Below are 7,109 nucleotides of genomic sequence, written 5' to 3'. Positions count from 1 at the left end.
GCGCGGCAGGATCAGGACCTCGACGGGATCGAGCCCCATGGTCGAGAGCGCGTCGATCTCCTCGCGCATCTTCATCGAGCCGAGCTCGGCGGTGTAGGCGCTTCCCGACCGTCCCGTCGCCTACGAGGTCTCGCAGTTCATGCCGATCGCGCGCGTGCTCGCCGATCCCACCCTATTGGCAGTGCCGGCCTCCGCGCCTTGGAAAACGGCGCAGGATTTCGTCGAGGATGCCAAGAAGCGCCCGGGTCAGATCACCTATGGCTCGTCGGGGCCCTACGGCACGCTGCATGTGGCGATGGAGATGTTCGCAAGCAGTGCCGGCATCAAGCTGCTGCATGTGCCGTTCCGCGGCGCAGGTCCGGCGCTGACCGCGATCCTCGGTGGCACCGTGCAGGCGATCGCCGCCGCACCTGGCACGCTGAAGCCGCAGGTCGACGACGGCAAATTGCGCGTGCTCGGCAATTGCGGCGCGCGGCGCATCGCAAGCTTCCCTGACGTGCCGACCTTCCAGGAACTCGGCTACAAGGATGTCGAGATGTACATCTGGGCCGGGCTGTTCGCACAGAGTTCTCTTCCTGCGCCGGTCGCGACACGTCTGCGCGAGGCGATGGCGCAGGTGATGACGAGTCCCGACGTGCTCAAGGCGTTCGAGACCTCGGGCAGCCTCGTCGCCTATCAGGACGCGCCGGCCTTCGCCGAGTTCGTCGCGTTGGACAGCACGCGGCTGATCGCGGCGGTGAAGAAGATCGGCAAGGTGGAGTAGGTTCCAGCCCCGATTTCACATTTTTTTGTTGGTCCAGAACCGGCTCCCGCCTCATTGATTGATGAGAATTCGCAGGAAATCGAGAAGGACCGGGACATGCGAACAGAGCGGATTGCGCTGGGTATGGCGCTCGCAATCGGCGGCATCGTCGCGCAGGGCGCAGCATTCGCCGAGGAATATCGCGGAACCATGGAACAGCAGATGGCCTGCACACCGGATGTGTGGCGCCTATGCAGTGACCAGATTCCGGACGTAAGTCGCATCACGGCTTGCTTGCAGCAGAACACGCCGCAGCTCTCGAGCGGCTGCCGCGCCGTGTTCCAATCCAACAACCAGATGCCGCCGCAGCAACAGGTTCCGCGCAATCGCGTCGCACCGCCGCCGCGCTATAACAATGCGCTGCCGCCACCGCCCGCGCAGCCCCGGCCTTACGAGGACGACGACTAGGGCATGTCCGGTTCAGTGTCCGAGATGGGACATGGCAGTTCGCCTTTACTAGCCGGCCAGAGCCGGACCTCCGAACTACCGCGGTTCGGCGCGCAGACGGGTTGGCCAACCGACACGGACCAGCGTTTGATCCGGATCAGACATAGCAAATTCGTACATCCCCCACGGCTTGTCTTCAGGCAATTGCTGAAATTCGCGAGCCGCAGCGTCAACATCCTCGAGGTAAAGATACAGCCCAAATGGGTTTCTGCCCGGCACCAGCCATCCCTCCACTGCATCTGTCAAATGTAGGTAACCGCCTTTCCCGTTCGACAGCATGCGATAGGTGTCGGGTTCTCCCCGAGGCGGTCTTTGGCTGTCCGGGCGCGTGAACCCTAGTCGATTGTAGAACTGCTCAGACAGGTCGAGGTCATTGCACGGTAGAATAGCAGCCAAAACACCGGAAGGGATGTTCATTGTGCACTCCAACTTGGCAAGTCGATGCAGCAAACCTTGGCCGTCTGCGTAATACCCGAAATATGTTGTCTTTAAGGATTGCTGGAGCAGGTCCGCCCCAGACTAGGGCCTGTGCTCGCAGACATCGATCCATTCGGCGGCGGTGAGCTCAGCCATCCGTTCCGGCGTGATCCGCACCGCGCTGTGGGTCGAGCCCGCGGCCGGCACCACGACGTCGAACGCCTTCAGCGACACGTCGCAATAGACCGGCAGCGGCGACTTCAGGCCGAACGGGCAGACGCCGCCGACCTCGTGGCCCGTGATCTCGGCGACCTCTTCCAGTCCCAGCATCTTGGGCTTGCCGCCGAACTGTGCCTTGACCTTCTTGTTGTCCATGCGCGAGGTGCCGGCGGCCACGATCAGGATCACGCGCTCGCCGACACGCAACGACAGCGTCTTGGCGATCATCCCGGGCTCGACACCATAGGCTTCGGCGGCCAGCGCCACGGTTGCGGAGCTGATCGGGGATTCGATGACGGAGATGTCGGGGGCTTTCTCGGCGAAGAAGGCACGAACGGATTCCAGGCTCATTCCAGTCAGCTCATTCCAGGCTTGCAGGCGGGTGACGATGCTAAGCGATCCCTGGCAACTCGGAGAGCGAACGGACGCGGTGATCCGGTGCGAAGCCGAGCTCATCCATCTGGGTGCGGATCGCCTTGAACATCGTCAGCGGTGCCACGAGTTCGTTCTCGACGCAAGCCAGCGCCATCGCTTCCGGGCTCACCCGCTCGATCCAGGCGACGTTGAGCCCGAACGACTTTGCGCCCGCCACGTCCCAGGGATTGGAGGACACGAACAACACCTCGTTCGGTGCCGTACCCAGCACCTCGCCGATCAGCTCATAGGCTGCCGGGCTCGGCTTGAAGATCTTCTTGGCATCGACGCTGATGGTCGCATCGAGCAGGCGGTCGAGGCCGGAATTGCGCACGAGCGCATCGAGCATGTCCGGACTGCCATTGGACAGGATGGCGAGCTTTCGCGGCTTCAAGGCCGCAAGCGCGCTTGTCGCGTCCGGATAGAGATCGAGATCTAGATATTTCGCGATGATGCGCTCGAAGGTCTCGCTCTCATAGACAAGCCCGAGCACGCGCAGCGTATAGGTCAGGGAGTCGCGCGTGACCGCGGCGAAATCCTGGTAGCGCTGCATCAGCGAGCGCAACCAGGTGTATTCGAGCTGCTTGATGCGCCAGACCTGCGTGATGATCTCGCCATAGCCCGGAAACGCATCCTCGGTGATCTCAGCGACCGACTGGATGTCGTAGAGCGTTCCATAGGCGTCGAAGACGACGGCTTTGATAGGCAAGGGCTGGTCCTCCGGGGGCGTGGCGGGCAAAGGACTATACTCCGCCCGGCCAAACGGAGCGGTCAGGTTACCGTGCGCCGGTGTTCGAGGCGTCTCTCTGCGCGAAGACCCGGCTGACTTCTGCGACGTGCGCCTCGCCCCAGGAGCACAGCGGGACGAGGGCCTCGGCCAGACTACGGCCCAAGGGTGTGAGGCTGTAGTCCACCCGCGGCGGCACCTCCTTGTAATCAGTCCGCTTCACGAGATCGTCGGCCTCCAGCTCCTTAAGCTGCTGGATCAGCATCTTGTCGCTGACGTCGCGTACGGCGCGCCTGAGCTCGCCGTAGCGGGTCGGGCCGCCCTGAGCGAGGAAGTACAGGATCAACGGTTTCCACTTGCCGGCGATGACCCGCAGGGTCGCATCGAGGCCGCAGGTGAAGCCGGGCAAAGTTGGTGTGCAACTCTGCACAGGTGGCGAAGTCTGCTCTGAAAGATCTTCCGACATTTTTTTGGGCACTTACCAAAAGGTGCATACTTGTCGATAGGTGGGTACGCCGCCAGCTCAGTGCAACCTCAGTGAAGGAGCACATCATGAGCAGACTACAAGGCAAGACGGCGGTGGTGACGGGCGGCGGAACCGGCATCGGATTTGGAGCGGCGAAACGGTTCGTCGACGAAGGCGCGTTCGTCTATCTGTTCGGGCGGCGGCAGGAGCCGCTCGATGCCGCCGTCGCGCAACTGGGTCCCTCGGCACGCGCCATCAGAGGCTCGGTGACTGACATGTCCGACCTCGATCGACTCTACGCAGCGGTGAAGGCCGAACGTGGCGGGCTCGACATCCTGTTCGCCAACGCCGGCACCGGATTGTTTGCCCCGCTCGGCGAGATCACGGTCGAGCACTACGATCACATCTTCGACGTCAATGTGAAGGGACTGGTGTTTTCGGTGCAGAAGGCGCTGCCGCTGATGAAGCAGGGCTCGTCGATCATCCTGACCGGTTCGAGCACGGGGGTGATGGGGACACCGCAGTTCAGCATCTACAGCGCGACCAAGGCTGCGATCCGCAATCTGGCGCGGAGCTGGGCGCTGGACCTGCGCGGCACCGGCATCCGCGTCAATGTGCTGTCACCGGGGCCGATCAAGACGGAATTGGCGCTGGAGATCGTCGGCGAGGAAGCCTTTGATGCGCTCGCAAGCACGACGCCCATCGGGCGTGTGGGCGCCCCGAGCGAGACGGGGGCGGTGGCCGCGTTCCTGGCGTCTGCGGACAGCAGCTTCATGACCGGGGGCGAGGTTTTCGTCGACGGAGGGCTGGCGCAGGTCTGATGCTTTGAGCGCGAGGGCTTCGGTCACGCAATCGAAGCCCTCGATGCGCGGTGGTTCTAGGACGCGGGGTCATTGGTAGCCACAGCCTGATTGACGCAAGCTGGGCGAAGGCGAGGCGATTGGTCGCCAGCTGCTATCGACCGCTGCAGAACTCTACTCATCAACGCATCGCGGGATCGTCCCATCGACTTCGGCTCTTTCGGGGCAAGGCGGACATCAGCCAGCCGTCTCACCGTCGGACAGGTCACGAACCAGCTTATCTGTGAGCCGAATTGCCATTTGGCATGTCGAGTTTCGGATCTGATCGAGAGCCCTCCCGGTCAACCGGTGCGCGGGACCGAAGCTGATGACGATACCGACGAGATCGCCGGCGTCACCTTTGACAGGGACGGCGACGGCGTTGACGTCCTCCATCCACTCGCCTTTCACGAGAGCGTACCCGTCGCGTCGAACGGCTTCTATCCGGGCGATCTGCTCATTGATGTACGCTGGCGGGAGGCCAAGTTCTTGGCGGATACTGTCCAATGCACCTCGAACGTCAATGTCCGGCCGGAAGGCAAAGGCGACCTGCTGGATTCCACTGATGCCACGCCCGCCTCTAAGAACTTGGTCGAGAGGTTGTGAATCACCTACCGTATAGTACACGCGAATGGTCTGGGGGGTCTCCACCTGGTCCAGCGTGACGACAGTGTTGCCCTCAACGATCACGAATGTAGCGGTTTCCCCCGTCTTGGCGACGAGTTCATTCAGGAGCGGGTGGACCAATGCGAGGAGAGCATCGTTAAAGCGCGGCGCGCGGGACAAGCGCCACAGCTTCGAGGTCATGACGTACCGATCGCCGCCTACCTCCCGCGACACGAAACCGCTGACGACCAATGTCTGAAGGAGCCGGTGGACGTTGCTTTTGGTGAGGGAAAGTTCGCTCGCGAGGTCCGAGACGCCGCGCGATTGCTTGCTCCGGCAGAGGGTCTCGATGAGCATCAAGCCTTTGGTCAGAGTTTTGTCCACGCCCGCCAGCGTGGCCTTACGGTGTGGACCGCCCCCGGAAGTTAGTTCGGAGCGATCCTTCCTCGAAACAGGCACTCGAATCCCCACAAATCTATCGTCGCCGACGCGCTCACGTCTGCGCGTGCAATCGACCTGAACGCCAAGCGGACGGGAGCGGCTGCCGCTCAGGCCCTTCGCGCGGCGAAGGTGCAAGAAGCGACTGAGACAGCCAACTTTACATGAATTTCGAACCTGTAGCGAGGCAACGCTCTCCGATTTACCGCCACTCGGTAGCGATCGTTGCGCTGCGGGCAAGCACTATTGACTCACGGGCCGCGGTGCGAGTAGCGTACAGAATAATAGAACATTAGTTCTGAAATATGGAACGCGGACGTCGCGCCTCTCTGGCGGCGATCAACCGCACGATCAACCGGAGGAAGCATGCTCGAGCCGAAGACAGTCGACGTATCGCGCCTGATCGACGAACGCCGGATCAACGGCTTCAACATCAAGCTGGTGCTGTTCTCGTTTCTGCTCGTCCTCATGGACGGATACGACATCACCTCGGCCGCATTTGCCGCGCCGTTCCTGGTGAAGGAATGGAGCATCACGAACGTGGCTGCGCTCGGCCCCGTCTTCAGTGCCAGCCTCCTGGGCGTTCTCTTCGGGTCGCCGCTCTTCGGCTATTTGGGTGATCGGTTCGGTCGGAAGATCGCGATCATAGGCTCGTGCCTCACGTTCGGGCTTTTTACGCTCGCGTGCATCAAGGCTGGCTCGGTGACGGATCTGCTTTATCTGCGCTTCCTCGCCGGCATCGGAATCGGCGGGCTGCTTCCGAACATCACCGCATTGAACGGGGAGTTCGCGCCGCGGCGCATCCGCGCGACAATGATCATCATCATGTTCACCGGCATCACCTTCGGCGGGGCGCTTCCGGGCCTGATCTCCGCAACGCTGGTGCCGCAGCATGGGTGGCAGGTCCTCTTTCTCATCGGCGGCGTGGTTCCGATCGCGGCGGCGGTCCTCGCGATCTTTCTCCTGCCGGAGTCCCTGAAGTTTCTGGTGCTGAAGAATCGCAGCCGAGAAGCGATCGTCCGGGTCGTCCAGGCCCTCAACCCGGCTGTCGGCATTGGTCCAGAGACGCGCTTCGTGATCCAGGACGAACCGGCGTATTCGGGCTTCACGCCAAAGCTGCTGTTTGCAGGACGCCTTGCGTATCTCACGCCACTCTTGTGGGTGATGTTCATCTGCTGCCAGATGTCGTTCTATTTCACCAATAGCTGGCTGCCGACGGTCCTTGCGACTGCGAAGGTGCCGACCTCGCATGCCGCGCTCGCCACCTCGCTGTTCCAGATCGGCGGCACGGTCGGCGGTCTCGCGCTCGCTCGACCGCTCGACAAGCATGGCTTCACGCCAGTGGCGATGCTGTTCGCGCTGTCGCTTCCGATCGTCGCCTCATTGGGCTTTCTGACCGACATCGAGCCGCTCCTCCTGATCGCCGTGTTCTTCGCCGGCTTCTGTCTGCTCGGTCTGCAACTCGGCCTCAATGCCGCATCGGCGCTGATTTACCCGACCGCCTTTCGCACCAACGGGTCCGGTTGGGCCTTCGCGGTCGGGCGTGTCGGTTCGGTGAGCGGTCCTGTGCTCGGCGGCATCCTGATCGCGATGAAGCTGCCGCTCTACGAGATCTTCCTGCTGGTGCTCATCCCGCTCGCCCTCGGAACCGTCGCAAGCATCGTGATCGCCCGGCTGTTCGGCAGGGGATTCCAGGACGACGTTCCTGGCGCGCCGCGCACAACGGCCCCGGCG

At 62.5% G+C, this 7,109-nt stretch carries 8 protein-coding genes and 2 pseudogenes; 4 read left to right on the top strand and 6 right to left on the bottom strand.

Annotation, left to right across the window (positions count from 1 at the left end; translation table 11 throughout):
* A pseudogene (locus MOV75_RS21575) lies at positions 1-114 on the bottom strand (ABC transporter permease); the annotation flags it as partial.
* On the opposite strand from MOV75_RS21575, the pseudogene MOV75_RS21570 reads away from it, so the two are divergent.
* Together MOV75_RS21570 and MOV75_RS21565 are read left to right on the top strand one after the other, a co-directional pair.
* Positions 107-763, top strand: a pseudogene (locus MOV75_RS21570) (tripartite tricarboxylate transporter substrate binding protein); the annotation flags it as partial. The pseudogenes MOV75_RS21575 and MOV75_RS21570 sit on opposite strands and share 8 nt — an antisense overlap.
* A 96-nt stretch (positions 764-859) precedes the next feature.
* Positions 860-1,210 carry a hypothetical protein gene (locus MOV75_RS21565; protein WP_247006567.1) on the top strand — a complete coding sequence of 117 codons (351 nt, stop codon included), beginning with the start codon at positions 860-862 and terminating at the stop codon, positions 1,208-1,210.
* Between the two features lie 75 nt (positions 1,211-1,285).
* Here the strand turns inward: MOV75_RS21565 and MOV75_RS21560 are convergent, their stop codons facing one another.
* The 4 genes from MOV75_RS21560 to MOV75_RS21545 form a co-directional block, all read right to left on the bottom strand.
* Positions 1,286-1,666, bottom strand: coding sequence for a VOC family protein (locus MOV75_RS21560; protein ID WP_247006566.1), 381 nt, complete (start codon positions 1,664-1,666; stop codon positions 1,286-1,288).
* Positions 1,667-1,768: 102 nt separating this feature from the next.
* Positions 1,769-2,236 (bottom strand): YbaK/EbsC family protein, encoded by a 468-nt coding sequence (locus MOV75_RS21555; protein ID WP_247006564.1) that lies wholly within the window; start codon positions 2,234-2,236, stop codon positions 1,769-1,771.
* 40 nt (positions 2,237-2,276) lie between these two features.
* Positions 2,277-3,008, bottom strand: coding sequence for a haloacid dehalogenase type II (locus MOV75_RS21550; RefSeq protein WP_247006562.1), 732 nt, complete (start codon positions 3,006-3,008; stop codon positions 2,277-2,279).
* Positions 3,009-3,075: 67 nt separating this feature from the next.
* Positions 3,076-3,492 carry a helix-turn-helix domain-containing protein gene (locus MOV75_RS21545; RefSeq protein WP_246929533.1) on the bottom strand — a complete coding sequence of 139 codons (417 nt, stop codon included), beginning with the start codon at positions 3,490-3,492 and terminating at the stop codon, positions 3,076-3,078.
* An 86-nt stretch (positions 3,493-3,578) separates the two neighbouring features.
* On the opposite strand from MOV75_RS21545, the gene MOV75_RS21540 reads away from it, so the two are divergent.
* Positions 3,579-4,313 carry an SDR family NAD(P)-dependent oxidoreductase gene (locus MOV75_RS21540; protein ID WP_246929534.1) on the top strand — a complete coding sequence of 245 codons (735 nt, stop codon included), beginning with the start codon at positions 3,579-3,581 and terminating at the stop codon, positions 4,311-4,313.
* 216 nt (positions 4,314-4,529) lie between these two features.
* Here the strand turns inward: MOV75_RS21540 and MOV75_RS21535 are convergent, their stop codons facing one another.
* Positions 4,530-5,321, bottom strand: a complete 792-nt coding sequence (locus tag MOV75_RS21535) for an IclR family transcriptional regulator (protein ID WP_247006560.1) — start codon at positions 5,319-5,321, stop codon at positions 4,530-4,532.
* 420 nt (positions 5,322-5,741) lie between these two features.
* On the opposite strand from MOV75_RS21535, the gene MOV75_RS21530 reads away from it, so the two are divergent.
* On the top strand, positions 5,742-7,109 hold a 1,368-nt coding region (locus MOV75_RS21530), incomplete at its 3' end, for an MFS transporter (protein ID WP_247006558.1).

It is taken from the genome of Bradyrhizobium sp. PRIMUS42, from assembly GCF_023006515.1.
Classification (GTDB): domain Bacteria; phylum Pseudomonadota; class Alphaproteobacteria; order Rhizobiales; family Xanthobacteraceae; genus Bradyrhizobium.
The sequence above is the reverse complement of the archived record's forward strand: the minus strand, read 5'-3'. Positions and strand labels throughout refer to the sequence as shown.

Bases quoted from the DNA above. Each gene is read 5' to 3' on its own strand.
- MOV75_RS21565 (WP_247006567.1), top strand. From the start codon at position 860: ATGCGAACAGAGCGGATTGCGCTGGGTATGGCGCTCGCAATCGGCGGC.
- MOV75_RS21560 (WP_247006566.1), bottom strand. From the start codon at position 1,666: ATGAACATCCCTTCCGGTGTTTTGGCTGCTATTCTACCGTGCAATGAC.
- MOV75_RS21555 (WP_247006564.1), bottom strand. From the start codon at position 2,236: ATGAGCCTGGAATCCGTTCGTGCCTTCTTCGCCGAGAAAGCCCCCGAC.
- MOV75_RS21545 (WP_246929533.1), bottom strand. From the start codon at position 3,492: ATGTCGGAAGATCTTTCAGAGCAGACTTCGCCACCTGTGCAGAGTTGC.
- MOV75_RS21540 (WP_246929534.1), top strand. From the start codon at position 3,579: ATGAGCAGACTACAAGGCAAGACGGCGGTGGTGACGGGCGGCGGAACC.